The 13,555-nt window shown below is 70.0% G+C and carries 12 protein-coding genes; 5 read left to right on the forward strand and 7 right to left on the reverse strand.

The annotated features are described in order from the left end of the window. Nucleotides 1-49 precede the first annotated feature (49 nt). Together HFP15_RS20700 and HFP15_RS20705 are read left to right on the forward strand one after the other, a co-directional pair. Complete coding sequence (locus HFP15_RS20700; RefSeq protein ID WP_168518379.1) at nucleotides 50-1,168, forward strand: MFS transporter; 1,119 nt, start codon at nucleotides 50-52, stop codon at nucleotides 1,166-1,168. A 60-nt stretch (nucleotides 1,169-1,228) separates the two neighbouring features. After that, a complete protein-coding gene (locus tag HFP15_RS20705; protein WP_246271886.1) occupies nucleotides 1,229-1,768 on the forward strand; it encodes a P-loop nucleotide/nucleoside kinase family protein in 540 nt (179 codons plus the stop codon). On the opposite strand, the gene HFP15_RS20710 is transcribed toward HFP15_RS20705, so the two are convergent. The 5 genes from HFP15_RS20710 to HFP15_RS20730 all read right to left on the reverse strand — a co-directional run bounded on the left by HFP15_RS20710 (nucleotide 1,765) and on the right by HFP15_RS20730 (nucleotide 7,863). Further along, nucleotides 1,765-2,139 carry a DUF8711 family protein gene (locus HFP15_RS20710; protein ID WP_168518128.1) on the reverse strand — a complete coding sequence of 125 codons (375 nt, stop codon included), beginning with the start codon at nucleotides 2,137-2,139 and terminating at the stop codon, nucleotides 1,765-1,767. The two genes, HFP15_RS20705 and HFP15_RS20710, sit on opposite strands and share 4 nt — an antisense overlap. A 9-nt stretch (nucleotides 2,140-2,148) precedes the next feature. Then, nucleotides 2,149-3,027, reverse strand: coding sequence for an SAM-dependent methyltransferase (locus HFP15_RS20715; RefSeq protein ID WP_168518130.1), 879 nt, complete (start codon nucleotides 3,025-3,027; stop codon nucleotides 2,149-2,151). Nucleotides 3,028-3,116: 89 nt separating this feature from the next. After that, complete coding sequence (locus tag HFP15_RS20720) at nucleotides 3,117-5,468, reverse strand: SdrD B-like domain-containing protein (RefSeq protein ID WP_246271887.1); 2,352 nt, start codon at nucleotides 5,466-5,468, stop codon at nucleotides 3,117-3,119. Nucleotides 5,469-5,572: 104 nt separating this feature from the next. Then, nucleotides 5,573-6,601 carry an aspartate-semialdehyde dehydrogenase gene (locus tag HFP15_RS20725; RefSeq protein WP_168518132.1) on the reverse strand — a complete coding sequence of 343 codons (1,029 nt, stop codon included), beginning with the start codon at nucleotides 6,599-6,601 and terminating at the stop codon, nucleotides 5,573-5,575. After that, a complete protein-coding gene (locus HFP15_RS20730; RefSeq protein WP_168518134.1) occupies nucleotides 6,601-7,863 on the reverse strand; it encodes an aspartate kinase in 1,263 nt (420 codons plus the stop codon). Before HFP15_RS20730 ends, HFP15_RS20725 begins: the two co-directional genes overlap by 1 nt. 128 nt (nucleotides 7,864-7,991) lie before the next feature. Between HFP15_RS20730 and HFP15_RS20735 the strand changes: the two genes are divergently transcribed. From HFP15_RS20735 to HFP15_RS20745, 3 genes are read left to right on the forward strand one after another with little or no spacing between them, the layout of a single operon-like run. Continuing rightward, nucleotides 7,992-9,173, forward strand: a complete 1,182-nt coding sequence (locus tag HFP15_RS20735; RefSeq protein ID WP_312871667.1) for a putative hexosyltransferase — start codon at nucleotides 7,992-7,994, stop codon at nucleotides 9,171-9,173. A 24-nt stretch (nucleotides 9,174-9,197) separates the two neighbouring features. Beyond that, on the forward strand, nucleotides 9,198-9,416 hold the full coding sequence (locus tag HFP15_RS20740) for a hypothetical protein (RefSeq protein WP_168518136.1): 219 nt from the start codon (nucleotides 9,198-9,200) through the stop codon (nucleotides 9,414-9,416). Next, a complete protein-coding gene (locus HFP15_RS20745; RefSeq protein WP_168518138.1) occupies nucleotides 9,400-9,990 on the forward strand; it encodes a nitroreductase family protein in 591 nt (196 codons plus the stop codon). The genes HFP15_RS20740 and HFP15_RS20745 overlap by 17 nt, the downstream gene beginning before the upstream one ends. On the opposite strand, the gene HFP15_RS20750 is transcribed toward HFP15_RS20745, so the two are convergent. Both HFP15_RS20750 and HFP15_RS20755 read right to left on the reverse strand, forming a co-directional pair. Further along, nucleotides 9,987-11,558, reverse strand: coding sequence for a hypothetical protein (locus tag HFP15_RS20750; RefSeq protein WP_210717628.1), 1,572 nt, complete (start codon nucleotides 11,556-11,558; stop codon nucleotides 9,987-9,989). The two genes, HFP15_RS20745 and HFP15_RS20750, sit on opposite strands and share 4 nt — an antisense overlap. A 2-nt stretch (nucleotides 11,559-11,560) precedes the next feature. Then, nucleotides 11,561-13,516, reverse strand: coding sequence for a hypothetical protein (locus HFP15_RS20755; RefSeq protein ID WP_210717629.1), 1,956 nt, complete (start codon nucleotides 13,514-13,516; stop codon nucleotides 11,561-11,563). Between the last annotated feature and the right edge of the window lie 39 nt (nucleotides 13,517-13,555).

Raw genomic sequence — 13,555 nt, forward strand, 5'->3', positions numbered from 1 at the left:
GTACCGGCGAGTCCTGGGGATCCCCGGCGTCCCGACGACCTTGGTGCTGATGTTCGCCGCCCGTGTGCCCGTCGCCGCCATGGGACTGACGCTCACGCTGCACGTCGTGTCCGCGCTCGGCCGCGGCTACAGCGCGGCCGGACTGGTCGGCACGGCGACGATGGCGGGCAGCGCGCTGAGCTCACCGCTGGTCGGGCGGATGATCGACCGGTTCGGGCTGTGCCCGGTCGTCGCGACCTGCGGCACGGCGGCGACGGCGTACTGGATCAGCGCACCGCATCTGCCGTATCCGGTACTCGTGGCGATCGCGTTTCCGGCCGGCGGCCTCGCCATCCCGGTCAGCTCGATCGCCCGCCAGGTGCTGACCGCGCTCGTCCCGCCGGAACAGCGGCGCTCCGCGTACTCGCTCGACTCGATACTGCTCGAAACCGCGTTCATGATCGGTCCCGCGGCCGGGATCGCGGTCGCCACCCAGGTGTCCTCGGCGGCAGCGCTCACCGGGATCGGGCTCTACTTCGGCGCGGTGACGGTCGCCCTGTGCTGGTTCAACCCGCCGGTCCGGCACGAGGACGAGACCGCCGGCGGGCACCGGCCGCCGCTAAGAGGCTGGCTGACCTCCCGGCTCACGGCGACGCTGTGCATCGCGACGGGCGCGTTGTTCTGCCTCGCCGGCATGGAACTGGCGGCGCTGGCCGCATTACGGGCGAACGGACAGGTCGGGCTGACCGGCGTGCTGATGGTCGTGATGTGCGTGGCCTCGGCATTCGGCGGACTCGTGCACGGTGCGGTGCGGCGGTCGTTGTCGCAGGCCACGCTGATGCTGCTGCTCGCGGCGCTGACGCTCCCGATCGGCCTGTTCACCGAGCCTTGGTGGCTGCTGGCGATCGCCCTCGTGCCCGCGAACGTGGCTTGCGCGCCGACCCTGACCTCGGGCGCGGAGGAGGTCACCTCGTCGGTGCCGGCGCGGGTGCGGGGCGAGGCGATGGGCCTGCTCGACTCGGCGACCCGGCTCGGGCTGGGCCTCGGCAGCCCGCTCGTGGGGTTCGTGCTGGATCACTCGTCGGCGGGCTGGGGCTTCGCCGCGTCCGGCGCGGGCGGCCTGGCCATCGCCGCGGCGGGACTCGCGCAACGGCTGCGAGTCCCCCGTGCAGCACCTGTGAATGCCTGATTCGCCCGGTATGCGCGGAACGCGAAGCGGTGCGGCATCCGTTGGAAGGGCATGCTGCGCATGAGGATCGAGCCGAAGTCGCTGGTGGTCATCGCGGGACTACCCGGCTCGGGCAAGAGCACGTTGCTGCGGTCCACCGAGTCCGACGCGCCTCTCGCGGTGCTCGACTCGGATCAGATGCGGGACCGGCTGCGTGAACTGGTGCCGCCCGGAACGCCGTACTCGCGATACCGCCCGGTGGTCCACGTCCTGCACCGGCTGCGCGTGACGGCGAGCGTGCTGCGGGAGCCGGGACCGGTGGTGGTGCACGATCCGGCGACCGGCGCCGCGACGCGGACGTGGCTGATGCTGCTCGGCAGGCTGGCCGGGCGGTCGCGGCATTTCGTGTGGGTGGAGGCCTCACCGGAGGAGGCCGCGGAAGGGCAGCGCGTTCGCGGCCGCGTGCTGCGCGAGGGCTCGTTCGCCCGTCACCTCCGCCGCCTGCCGCGCATGCACGCCGCGCTGCGCGAAGGACCACGCGGGTGGGACCAGACCACGGTCCTCGACCGCTCACTCGCACGGCAGGGCCTGCATCTGCAGACGCCGGCCCGGCGCGGCTAGAGGCAGGCGCTGCGCAGGTTCGCGAGGTTGCCGGTGTTGCGCTGGATCCAGTCGTTGAGGTTGCTCAGGTGGTCGGCCTTGCGCTTCTCGAGATCCACATAGGAGTCGGCGATGGTGAACAGGTTCTGCTTGAGGTTCTGATCGGCGACCCGGTTCGCCAGCTCGCGCAACCGGTCGGACTTGTCCTTGGCCTGCGCGGCGAGCTCGTCCGCGTTCAGGTTCGGGTTGATGTTGGCAAGGCCCAGCGCCTGGGCGCACGCACTCGCCTTGTCCGTGGCGGTGTTCGCCTGCGACACGGCCGAATCGACCTGGTCGCACGCGGTCAGCAGCAGTCCGAGCCCGGCGAGTGCGAGCAGGCGCGAGATCCTCATGCGGACAAGCTACAAGAGGCGGGCCGTCACGTAGCGGCCGTTGTCGGCGAAAAGGTCGGCGAGTTCGTCGTCGAACTCCTTGCCGTAGCGCGCCGCCAGCTCCCCGCTCGACGAATCCCCGATCGCCCAGCCCAATGTGGACAGATACTCGGCCGGATTCTTCTCCGGACCGCCCGCGAACAGCGACGAGAGGTCGAAACCGAACTCGTCCACCGTGCGCAGGACCAGTGGATCGTCGAGCATGGCACGCGGGTTGGCCATGTGCTCGAGCGCGACGGTGCTGCCCGGGGCGGACAGCTCGTGGATGATGTCGAGCATCCGGATCGCGGCGTCGTCGGGCAGGTAGGGCAGCAGCCCCTCGGCCAGCCACGCGGTCGGCTGCCGCGCGTCGAAACCCTCCGCGAGCAGCGCGGCCGCCCAGTCGTCGCGCAGGTCCACGGCCACCACCCGGCGCCGCGCGCCCGGCCGCGCGTTCCGTTCGGCGAGCACCCGGTCCTTGAACTCCAGCACGCGCGGCTGATCCACTTCGAACACCGTGCTGCCCGCGGGCCAGTCCAGCCGGAACGCGCGGCAGTCGAGCCCGGCGGCCAGGATCACGGCCTGCCGCACCCCGTACTCGGCGGCCTCGGCGAAGTACTCGTCGAAGAAGCGGGAGCGCACGCCCATGAACGTCGACATGAGGTCCCACATGTGGTCCTCGGTGGTGAGCGCCGCCGCGTCGACCGGCATCGGGACCGGTGCGCCGGCGGCTGCCACGAAATCGGCCGCGTACGGGTCGCGGACCAGGCCGTCCTCCCTCGTCGTGTCCACGGCACGAGCCGCCGCGACCGCGAGCGCGGTGATGCCGACGCCCGAGGTGATGTCCCAATCGCGCAATTCGTCCGTCACAACCGCCCCCTTTGGTACGCCGTGTGATCACCTACTCACACGTGTACCAGTGTTTAGTTGTAGAACGCAAGATTCACAAAACGGGCGGCTTAGTGGTCAACAGTTTTCCACCAGCGCCAGGTGAAGGCCACGCCCGCGCCCACGATGGCGATGGTCAGCATCGTCCAGCCGGTCGGGAAACTTCCGCCGCCCCCACTGCTGCCCGTGGACTCCGCCGCCGGGGCGACGGTCGGCGACGCCGAGACCAGGCCGATGCGGACGGACAGGTCCTCACGGGGCTTCGGCCCCACCGTCACCGGCCCGGTGCATCCGTTGCCCGAGCCCGGCACGCCGTAGTGCGCGAACTGCGGCGGCAGGTTCGCCAGGTCGACGCACACGTGGTACGAGCCGTCCGGCAGATCGTCCAGCAGGTACTTCCCGTCGGGCCCACTGCGGGTGGTCGCGACGACCCGGCCCGCGTTGTCCCTCATCGTGACCGCGACGTTCGCCAGGCCCGGTTCGCCCGGGTCGCGGGCGCCGTTGGCGTTGGTGTCGAACCAGAGCTGGTCGCCGACCCGGTTGCGGGCGGCCACGACACCGGCGTCCATTGTGGTCTCTTCACGGTGCCCGACGCCGACGGTCACCAGTGGCGTGCAGCCACTCGCGAGGTCCACTTTGGAACTCAGCGCCGGATCGCCCGCGTCCGGCCGCGCCCACTGCGCCCCGGCGTATGCGGGCGGAAAAGCCTTGGCGTCCAGGCAAACCTGGTACGCGCCGTCCGGCATCCCGGTGAAGTCGTACTTGCCGTCGGCGCCGGTCGTCGTGCTGCCCGCGTCACCGCCGCCCTGTTTGACGAGTTTCACCGGCACCCCGGCGATTCCGGTCTCCACCGGATCTTCCAGGCCGTTGCGGTTGCTGTCGAACCACACCCGGTCGCCGATCTGGTTGACCGGCGCGGTCAGCCCCGCGTTGAGCGTGCGGTCCTCGCGCTTGCCGAGGCCGAGCGTCACGGTGCGGGTGCAGCCGGTCGCGGGGTTCGCGGCGGAGTCGTTGACGTAGCGGGCCGGCGTGTAGTCGGCGACGGCCGCCGGGAGGTTGCCGAGGTCGAAACACACCTGGTAGGCGCCGTCGGGCACGTCCTCGAAGGCATAGGTCCCGTCCGGCGCGGTCGTGGTCAGCGCGAACTGGCTGCCGTCCTCGGTGCGCAGTTTCACCGGCACGCCACCGATTCCCGGCTCGTCCGGGGTCTGCAGCCCGTCGCCGTTGACGTCGGACCACACGTGCGCCGCGATCCGGTTGACCGGCGGGGCCAGTCCCGCGTCGAGGGTCAGGTCCTCGGCGTGACCGGGTTTGAGCTCGGTCGGCGCGGTGCAGCCGGTGCCGGCGTCCGGGGCGGAGTCCTGACCGGGATTGCCCGCCCGGCTGCGGGTGAGCTGGTAGTCGGCGTACTGCGCGGGAAGTTTCGCGATGTCGAAGCAGGCCTGGTAGATCCCGTCCGCCAGATGCGAGAACGTGTACTGGCCGTGCGGGCCGGTCGTGGTGGTGGCGACGACCTCGCCGTCGGGGTGCTGCAACCGCACGGTGACCCCGGCGACGCCCTGCTCACCGGGGTCCTGCACGCCGTTGCGGTTCACGTCGGCCCACACCAGATCGCCGATCTTGTTGAGCCCGCCGACCAGACCGGCGTCCTCACCGTCGTCGACCGAACCCGGCGGGCCGGTGTTGACCTGCATGGCGCCGGTGTTGGGGTCCACATTGGAGTCGATGGCCGGGCTGATGCTCGCCAGCGGCGTCGTCCACTTCAGACCCGCGACGGGCGGATTCCCCGGCAGGTGTGAGGTGTCCAGGCCGGAGTAGTCGAACTTGACCGTGTAGCAAGAGTTCGGGCGCAGCCCGTCGGCCGGGCCGAACAGGTAGTGCCCGGCCGGGTCGGTGGTCTTCTCGGCCATCGGCGCCCCGGCGCCGTCACAGCCGAGCAGCTGGACCTTCACGCCGGGCAACCCGAGTTCGTCGCCGTCCTGCACGCCGTCGCCGTCGGTGTCGAACCACACCCGGTCACCGATCTGGACGTCGCCGGTGCCGCCGCCGACACCCATCGTCAGCTGGACCGGCTTCCCGCCGGAGACATCGGCGAACTCGGTGAGGCTGGACAGTCCGGGCGCCTCCGGGGCCGGTTTGAGATCGGGCATCGACGGCGGGATCGACGCGTCCACCCGGTACTTGCCGCCGGCCAGTGCCGTGGTCGGGATGGTGACCGTGCCGTCCGGCGCGGTCGTTCCGCTGGCGCTCGCACCACTGGGGTCGGTCGCGACGACGAGGATCCCGCCCACTCCGACACCGTTGGCGTCCACCCGAACCACGCGCACCGACAACGGTCCGTCCGTGGCATCGGCGGCCGCCTGCCACGGGGCGCTGCTCGCGACGAGCAGCGCCACCGCGGCGACGATCACGTGCCTTCTCAACGCGGCCCCCCGACCAGCTTGCTGAAAGTTCGCGCCCACACTAAGAGCGGGCACAGTCGATCAGCGGGAGATGTCGCGCCCCGAAAGAGTGAAAGTTCGCCCGATCAGGCTTGAGCGGCCAGCAACTCCGCGATCTGCACGGTGTTCAAAGCCGCGCCCTTGCGGAGATTGTCGTTCGACAAGAACAACGCGAGCCCGCGTCCGTCGGGCACACCGGGGTCGGTGCGGATCCGGCCGACGTAGCTCGGGTCCTTGCCCGCGGCCTCCAGCGGGGTCGGGACCTCGGCGAGTTGCACGCCGGGCGCGCCCGCCAGCAGTTCCTTCGCCCGCTGCACGGAAAGCGGCCGTGCGAACTCCGCGTTGATCGACAGTGAATGCCCGGAGAACACCGGAACCCGCACGCAGGTGCCGGACACCGCGAGCGCGGGAATGTCGAGGATCTTGCGGCTCTCGTTGCGGAGCTTTTTCTCCTCGTCGGTCTCGAACTCGCCGTCGTCCACAATGGACCCCGCCATCGGCAGCACGTTGAACGCGATCGGCGCCACGTACTTCGACGGCGCGGGGAACTCCAGCGCGGACCCGTCGTGCGTCAGCTCGGCGGCCCGGTCGGCGACGGCCTTGACCTGGCTCGCCAGCTCCTCGACCCCGGCGAGCCCGCTGCCGGAGACCGCCTGGTAGGTGCTGGCGATCAGGCGCACCAGACCGGCCTCGTCGTGCAGTGGCTTGAGCACCGGCATCGCGGCCATCGTGGTGCAGTTCGGGTTGGCGATGATGCCCTTGCGTGCGTCCTTGACGGCCTGCGGGTTGACCTCGCTGACCACCAGCGGCACGTCGGGGTCCAGCCGCCACGCCGAGGAGTTGTCGACGACCGTCACGCCCGCCTCGGCGAACCGCGGCGCCTGCGCCTTGGAGGTGGCTCCACCGGCGGAGAACAGCGCGATGTCCAAACCGGACGGATCGGCCGTTGTCGCGTCCTCGACGACGATTTCCTCGCCCTGCCACGGAAGTTTCGTGCCCGCCGAACGGGCGGAGGCGAAGAAACGGATCTCGCTGACCGGGAAGTTCCGCTCCGCCAGCAGTTTCCGCATCACGCCGCCGACCTGACCGGTCGCGCCGACGACTCCGACTCGCATCAGCGACCACTCCCCGCGTAGACGACGGCCTCTTCGTCGCCGCCGAGTTCGAATGCGTCGTGGATCGCGCGCACCGCGTCGTCCAGCTGCGCGTCGCGAATGAGCACGGAGATCCGGATCTCCGAGGTGTTGATGATCTCGATGTTCACGCCCACCTTGGCCAGTGCCTCGCAGAACGTGGCGGTGACGCCGGGGTGCGAGCGCATGCCCGCGCCGACCAGCGAGACCTTGCCGACCTGGTCGTCGTAGAGCACGGAGTTGAACTCCAGCTCGGGCTTGAGCTTCTCCAGCGACTCGACCGCCTTGGGACCGTTGGCCTTGGACAGCGTGAACGTGATGTCCGTGCGGCCCGCGGTGTTGGAGACGTTCTGCAACACCATGTCGATGTCGATCTCGGCGTTGGCGATGACCCGGAAGATCCGCGCCGCGGCGCCGGCGTGGTCGGGCACCCCGGTCACCGTGATCTTGGCCTCCGAACGGTCATGGGCCACACCGGTGATCAACGCTTGTTCCACGGGGATCTCCTCAATCGAGCCGGTGACTGTCGTACCCGGCTTGTCACTGTAGGAAGAGCGGACGCGAATCGGTACTCCGTATCGGCGCGCGTACTCGACCGAGCGCAGGTGCAGGATCTTCGAACCGCTCGCGGCGAGTTCGAGCATTTCCTCGTACGGCACCGTGTCGAGCTTGCGGGCGTCGGGCACGATGCGCGGATCGGCGGTGTACACGCCGTCGACGTCGGAGTAGATCTCGCACGCGTCGGCGTTGAGCGCCGCCGCCACCGCGACCGCCGTGGTGTCGGAGCCACCGCGACCGAGCGTGGTGATGTCCTTCGTGTCCTGCGACACACCCTGGAAGCCGGCGACCAGCGCGACGTAGCCCTGCTGGAGGGCCTCGGTGACGCGGCTGGGGGTGACGTCGATGATGCGTGCGTTGCCGTGCACGGACGTGGTGACCACGCCCGCCTGGGAACCGGTGAACGACCAAGCCTCCGCGCCGAGCGCCGAAATCGCCATTGCCACCAACGCGTTCGAGATGCGCTCGCCCGCGGTGAGCAGCATGTCCATCTCCCGCTCGGGCGGCACCGGGTTGACCTGCTGCGCGAGGTCGAGCAGCTCGTCGGTGGTGTCGCCCATCGCCGAGCACACGACCACCACGTCGTTGCCCGCCTTCTTGGTGGCCACGATTCGCTCGGCCACGCGCTTGATCCGATCAGCGCTCTCCAACGACGAACCGCCGTACTTCTGGACTACGAGCGCCACTGTTATCGGACCTCCTAGGTGCGCTTTTCGAGAAAGCCTACCGGGGTCACAGCACTTGGCCACTCTTCTGTGTGGCGCCCCCCACTCCAGCTACGTTGCGTAATCACTCGCGTGCGAAAATTTCCAACGTGTTCACAACCGAACGACAGGTTTCGCTGCGCCCAGATCCGGATCTTTCGCCGTCCGGACCCGCGGCGAGATGGCAGCCTGCCGTTCCGGCGTTGATCTACCTGGGAATTCGCGCGTTCGGCGTGCTCGTCCTCGCCGTGCTCGGCAACGGAAGTCCGGTGGACCGGCTCACCGCGTGGGACGGCCGGTGGTACCTCGAAATCGCGGCGTCCGGTTACGACCTGCCTCCGGTGCCGGATGCGGAGGGTTACCTCAATCCGTTCACGCCGCGCGCATTTTTTCCCGGTTTTCCCGTTGTGATCCGTTGGATTTCCGGTGCCTGCGGATTGAGTCAGACGACCGTCGCGATACTCGTCCCGGCCGTGGCCGGAGTGGTCGCCGCCTACGGGCTCGCGCGGCTCGGCAGGATCGTGCGCGGCGGTTCGCGGCGCGCCGGATATCTACTCGTCGCGTTGTTCGCGGCCGCCCCGATGGGCGTCGTGCTGTCGATGGCCTACACCGAGGCGCTGTTCTGCGCGCTGGCCGTGTGGGCACTGATCGGCGTGCTGGAACGGCGGTGGCACCTGGCCGGGATCTGCTGCGCGTTCGCCGGCCTGGTGCGCTCCTCCGCACTCGCGCTCGTGCTCGCCGTCGCGCTCGCGGCGCTGGTGAGCCTTCCCCGCGAACGCCGCGGACCTGCCGTCGCGCTGCTGCTCGCACCGCTCGGGCTGGTCGGTTACCTGTGGTGGACCGGTTTGCGCGTGCACCCGGAGGCAGGATTCGCCGAACGGCTCGGCACCTGGTCCGATCTCGAGCGGCAGGGCTGGTCGACCAGGTTCGACGGCGGTGTCGCGACGACGCGGTTCCTGTGGCAGAGCCTGACCTCCCCGGACGCGATGACGGTGCTCACCGTCGCCGTGCTGCTCGGCTACCTCGTGCTGCTGGCGGTGGCGCTGTCCCGGCGGCTGGAGTGGCCGCTGGTCACCTACGGCGGCGCGATCGTCGTGATGGCACTGGCATCCAGCGGTCTCATGCATTCGAAACCACGGCTGTTGCTGCCCGCGTTCACGTTGCTCGTGCCGGTCGCGCTCGGATTGGCGAACCGGCGCCGCTCGAGCGCCGTGTGGACCGTGGCGGGCGTCGCCGCCGTCAGCGCGTGGTTCGGTGCGTACGCGCTCAGCGTGTGGAAGTACGCGATCTGACGGACAATCCCCGTGGAGGGGTGCATGGATTCGGACGTGGCCGTCCGCCGCGTGTTCCGGCGGGTCGTGTGCCCGCGCTGTGGGCAGCGGCGGACCGAAATGCGCGTGTTCGGCGTGTCCCGGCAGGGCCGGACGCGCTGGCGCGTGCACCGCGAACTGCGGGCGCAGGCGAAGGCCTGGCACCCGGAACCCCTGTGCGATCGGTGCCGCCGAGAATGGGAGCGTGATGCGGAAACCAGCTGACAGCAGTGCACCACTGGCCGATCTGATCGCGCAACGGTGGAGCCCGCGAGCACTCGACGAGACCGGCGAGGTGACCTGGGACCAGCTCCGCGCGCTGCTGGAAGCGGCGCGGTGGGCACCCTCGTTCGGCAACACGCAACCCGCGCGCTTCCTGGTGGGCCGTCGCGGCGACGACACGTTCGACCGGATCCTGTCCACGCTGACGCCACGCAACCAGTCGTGGGCGGGCCGCGCGGGCGCGTTGCTCGTCGCGGTGACGGTCACGCGCAACGAGAAGGGCGAGATCCCGTACGCGGACTACGGACTCGGGCTGGCCAGCCAGAATCTCGTCCTGCAGGCGGTTTCGGAGGGCCTGGTCGCACACCAGATGGCGGGCTTCGACGCCGATGCGGTGCGGCACGAGTTCGACGTGCCGGACGAGGCGGTGCCGAGGGTCGCGATCGCGGTCGGCAGGCAGGCCGACGCGGAAGTGCTCGGCGAGGAACGCGACGTGTCACGGGAGCGGGCCGACCGGCGCCGGATGCCGTTGCCGGAGTTCGCCTACGCCGGCACCTGGGGCAAGGCGGCGTTCTAGGCGTAGGTCCAGTGGCCCAGCCAGGATTCGCGCCAGGCGACCGTGCATTCGCTCACGCCGGCCACGCCGGACTCGTCGATGCGCGCCTTCCACGCCTCCTCCAGTGAGGCGCACAGTTTCGACGCCTGCGGTTCGACCCCGCCGGTGGCGAACTGGCGCAGGATCGACTTCGGGACCGCGAGCTTGGCCTTGCCGCGCACCACCGACTGCTCGGTCGCGCGGCAGATCAGGTACTCCACGGTCGCGAGATCACTCGCCGGGACCGTGGTGACCGGTTCGTGCACCGGCATCGGCACCAGCACCTGGCTGAGCGCGCGGTACAGGCACCCCAGCGGCGCGGCCGGCCCACCGTGGCTGCGCGCGATCTCCCACGACACCCAGACGGCCAGCGAGTCCGGCGGCATCCGGTTCGCGCGGTAGGCGTGCGCAGGCCCGGCGAAGGTCTGGTAGTCGCTGGCCGGATCCGGCGAGGCCCCGCCCTGTTCGGCGGGATCGGGCTGCAGGCCCAGGCGTTTGAACAGCTCGCGCAACAGTTTCCGCGGGCGCGCCGGGGCCGAGGACTCGCCGAGCAGTTTGCCGAGGATCCGGTTCAGCCGGTCCGCGGCCACCCCCTGGATCGCGAGCTGGAGATGCACGAACGCGATGTCCGACAGCGTCGATCCGGTACAGCCGACCACGCCGACCTGCGGATATCGTTGCAGGAACGTCAGAATCGCGTGCGTCGAACCGACCCGTGCCGGGCCGACGCAGGTCACCGGCAGACAGGTGCCGATCCGCTGGCGGGAGCGGATGTCACCGTTGTAGAGCGAGGAGAACTCGCTTTCGGCGGGGCAGACCTCGAACCAGTTGCCGGGGCGGTGTCCGGGCCTGGTGTCGGCGAGCCAGAATCCGTAGCCGTGTTTCTCGCACAGTTCGCGGATGCGGTCGGCCAGTTCGAACCGCGTGGCGGCGGACACCTCGCGCAGCGCGACGGAGAACCGGATCGCCAGTGACGAGCAGGGTGAGGCGATTTCCTTGCGGGTGCGCAGATCGTGGTTGCGGGTCTTCACCGTCGTCGGCAGCTGCGTGGGACAGTTCAGCGACAGCAGCGGTGCGTCCACCAGCGTCGCCGCCGCCTGCGCGATCTCCTTCGCCAGATCCCGGATCGCCAGGCCGTGCCACTCGCTGACCTCGCGTGCGGTCGGGTCGATCGCGATCAGGCCCTCGAACGTCTGCGCCGACTCGTAGATGAACGTCGGGTTGGGCCAGGCCGCCTGGTGGAAGATCCAGCCGTCGTCGCTGATGCGCGGCCGCTCGGCCGCCTGCGGGCCCGCCGGCGGCTCGATCGGCTCGGTGCCGGTCACCGGCGTCCTGGTCCTGGTGCCGATCACGACCCCGCCGCCGTTGGTCGCCGAGCAGATCGTCTCGAGGAACACCGCACTGTCCGCACACAGATCACGCAAATACCCCTGCCGCGCTTGGACGTGGTGCACCTCGAAGTCCACTTTGGTCAATGGCTGCCGCGCGATCTCGAACCCCGCCCGCGCGAGGTCGGCCACGTTCCGGATGGAGATCCGCCGCGAGGCCATGGTCACCACCCTTCCGAGGAGTCGAAGCGGACGTTGGCCTCCAACGGTTTCCCGCCCTCCCGCGCGCCGGTGCCCACCCAGCGTGGCACGCCGATCCTCGACAGCGGAACCTGTTCACGCCAGGAAAGCTGACCGAAGAGCACCGCCGCGGCGAGCACCGGCAGCGCCACCGCGACGGTGAGCGCGACCTGCACGACCACACCTTTGCTCTGGGTCGCGACGGTCGCCGCGAACGCGGCCGCCGCGACGATGCTCAACTGGCCGAGCACCTGCGGCAGCGCGCCGAGATAGCCGACGACCGTGCGCCGGGGCGGCAACGACAGCCTGCTGTAGAGAAAGCCCGGTACCAGCAACAACATCGTGATCACGGACTGCCCGTCGCCGATCTTGTCGAGCGCCTCGGTGGCCGCTCTGCCGTACGGCCACGGGCTGCCGACGAGCAGCCAGCCGAGTACGAACGACACCAGCGCGACCGCGAGCGCGTAGAGCATCACGTTGCGCGGCCCCGATTTCGTGGAGTCCTTGAGCACCAGTCCCGCCCGCACCCTGACCTGGTCGCCGCGCTGATCGGTTCCGGAACGGCGCCAGTAGGCCCGCGCCTCGTTGTCGGTGATGCTGTTGACCAGCACCAGATCCTCGCCGAACTCCCTGTCGGTCAGCTCGCGGGCCGCGCCGCGCAGGTTGGCGACCGTGAACTCCGGGTGGCGCCGCAGTGAGTTGTCCAGTTCGTTGGTCTCGACGCGCACCGCGTCCCCGGTGGTCGCCGCGGCCGCGAGGCGATGGCACGCCGGCATCGTGCGCGCGCTCAGTTCCACTTCGGACTGACCGGCCTCCCATTTGCGGCGGCGCAACAGGTCCGCGAGCCTGCGCAGCACCGTCTGCGCCTGCAGTTCGAGGATCTTGTGCGATGCTCCGTCGGTTTCGTGCAGTGCGGCGCTCTCCTGCCGTTCGGCGAGCGAGACCAGATCCGCGGCCAGGCTGTCGACCTGGTACTGGTCGGCGTCGGTGGACAGATACATCCGCGAGATCTCCGCCTCGGGCGCGGTGCTGGCCACCAGGTGATAGGACTTCAGCGTCGCCGGGACCACGGTCTCGTACCGCACGACGTACCCTCGGCGGCTCGCGCGCAGGCGCCGCCACTGCTCGGCGGCGCGGGACGGCCGGGTCTCCACGTGCAACGGCGTCTCGTAGGTGAGCCGGTGCTCGTCGACCGCGTCGTCCAGCGCGACGACGAGCAGGTGGTCGCGGATCGCGACGTTCAGCAGGTACGCGTACTCGACCAGCAGATGCGCATAGCCGTCGAGCACGTCCAGCGCGATGTCCCGGCACTGCCTGCCGTAGCCGGGCACGGTGCCCTCGGCGGGCGGCAGCGTGAACTCCTCCGCCGGATGGTTGCGCTCGGTCAGCAACGTCAGCAGCGCCTGCCGCACCAGCCAGCGCGGCTCGTGCACCTGGAACAGGAACATGTTCAGCTCGTTCTTGGCCGACTGGGCGTGCTCGTCGCCGGCGAGGATGCCGCGCAGCAGCCGGTACAGCCCGGAGGCGACCAGCCTGGACACCTCGTGCTGGGTCAGTCGCGGCAGCTTCTGGCCTGCCGCGTCGAACACGTCCACCGGCGACATCTCGCGACGGGGCAGCCTCGCCAACGGCACCCACAGCGAACGCTGCTGCGTGGTGGCGCTGACGCGCTCACCGTGCTCGCGGCCGATGAGGTTCTGCAACCCGGCGGTGGCCTCGCGCTGGCCCTCGTCGAGGAGCTTCAGGCTGACGTCGACCTCGGTGGTGCGCCGGGCCGTGCCGTGCTCGACGACGGTGAGCCGTTCGGTGAGTCTGCGCACGTGGTTGAGGCGCAGCGACGTGTCCAGCAGGGCGAGCCCGACGGCGGCGCCCTGCTGGGACAGACGTGGCGGGGCGCCGGGAATCGGGATCGTCTCGATCGCATGCCGAAGGCTGTCCATGCCATCCACGCGGATGAGACGCGGCGGGTACGCGCGCGG

This window comes from Amycolatopsis acididurans, from assembly GCF_012328925.1.
GTDB lineage: Bacteria > Actinomycetota > Actinomycetes > Mycobacteriales > Pseudonocardiaceae > Amycolatopsis_E > Amycolatopsis_E acididurans.